At 56.9% G+C, this 1,746-nt stretch carries 1 rRNA gene; it reads right to left on the bottom strand.

Annotated features, from left to right (window positions below):
- Positions 1-306: 306 nt before the first annotated feature.
- Positions 307-1,746 (bottom strand): 16S ribosomal RNA (locus ACH488_RS21890); the annotation flags it as partial.

Genomic DNA, 1,746 nt, shown 5'->3' with positions numbered 1-1,746 from the left:
TCAAAACCGTGTCCCCAGCCAAAGCTGCAGAAGGTCCTGTTGCCTCAGGACCCAACAGTGCACCAAACACAACCCCCACAACCAACACCCCAACACTTTCCCCACAACCACCACCCCACAAGGGAGCAACAGTTGCCGTACTCGTACCAGGACACCAGCCCAGAAACCATGCCAAAAAAACTTTTTGATTTGTTGATATTCCACCCATGAGCACCCACCGCAGAACAGACGCCTGCGCAATGGGCAACACTGACAACCACACCCCACCCATGCGGATGAACGTGCGCGTTGTTAGCAGCTCCTTAGAAAGGAGGTGATCCAGCCGCACCTTCCGGTACGGCTACCTTGTTACGACTTAGTCCCAATCGCCGGTCCCACCTTCGACGGCTCCCCCCACAAGGGTTAGGCCACCGGCTTCGGGTGTTACCAACTTTCGTGACTTGACGGGCGGTGTGTACAAGGCCCGGGAACGTATTCACCGCAGCGTTGCTGATCTGCGATTACTAGCGACTCCGACTTCATGGGGTCGAGTTGCAGACCCCAATCCGAACTGAGACCGGCTTTTTGGGATTAGCTCCACCTCACAGTATCGCAACCCTTTGTACCGGCCATTGTAGCATGCGTGAAGCCCAAGACATAAGGGGCATGATGATTTGACGTCGTCCCCACCTTCCTCCGAGTTGACCCCGGCAGTCTCCTATGAGTCCCCGGCCGAACCGCTGGCAACATAGAACGAGGGTTGCGCTCGTTGCGGGACTTAACCCAACATCTCACGACACGAGCTGACGACAACCATGCACCACCTGTAAACCGACCGCAAGCGGGGCACCTGTTTCCAGGTCTTTCCGGTTCATGTCAAGCCTTGGTAAGGTTCTTCGCGTTGCATCGAATTAATCCGCATGCTCCGCCGCTTGTGCGGGCCCCCGTCAATTCCTTTGAGTTTTAGCCTTGCGGCCGTACTCCCCAGGCGGGGCACTTAATGCGTTAGCTACGGCGCGGAAAACGTGGAATGTCCCCCACACCTAGTGCCCAACGTTTACGGCATGGACTACCAGGGTATCTAATCCTGTTCGCTCCCCATGCTTTCGCTCCTCAGCGTCAGTTACAGCCCAGAGACCTGCCTTCGCCATCGGTGTTCCTCCTGATATCTGCGCATTTCACCGCTACACCAGGAATTCCAGTCTCCCCTACTGCACTCTAGTCTGCCCGTACCCACTGCAGAACCGGAGTTGAGCCCCGGTCTTTCACAGCAGACGCGACAAACCGCCTACGAGCTCTTTACGCCCAATAATTCCGGATAACGCTTGCGCCCTACGTATTACCGCGGCTGCTGGCACGTAGTTAGCCGGCGCTTCTTCTGCAAGTACCGTCACCCCCAAAGAGGGCTTCTTCCCTACTGAAAGAGGTTTACAACCCGAAGGCCGTCATCCCTCACGCGGCGTCGCTGCATCAGGCTTGCGCCCATTGTGCAATATTCCCCACTGCTGCCTCCCGTAGGAGTCTGGGCCGTGTCTCAGTCCCAGTGTGGCCGGTCACCCTCTCAGGCCGGCTACCCGTCGTCGCCTTGGTAGGCCATTACCCCACCAACAAGCTGATAGGCCGCGAGTCCATCCAAAACCACAAAAGCTTTCCACCCCCCACCATGCGATGAGGAGTCATATCCGGTATTAGACCCAGTTTCCCAGGCTTATCCCAGAGTCAAGGGCAGGTTACTCACGTGTTACTCACCCGTTCGCCACTAATCCC

It is taken from the genome of Paenarthrobacter sp. NPDC018779 (assembly GCF_044391085.1).
Taxonomy (GTDB): Bacteria; Actinomycetota; Actinomycetes; order Actinomycetales; family Micrococcaceae; genus Arthrobacter.
Note: the sequence above shows the minus strand (reverse complement) of the source record. Positions and strands in the feature narration are given on the sequence as shown.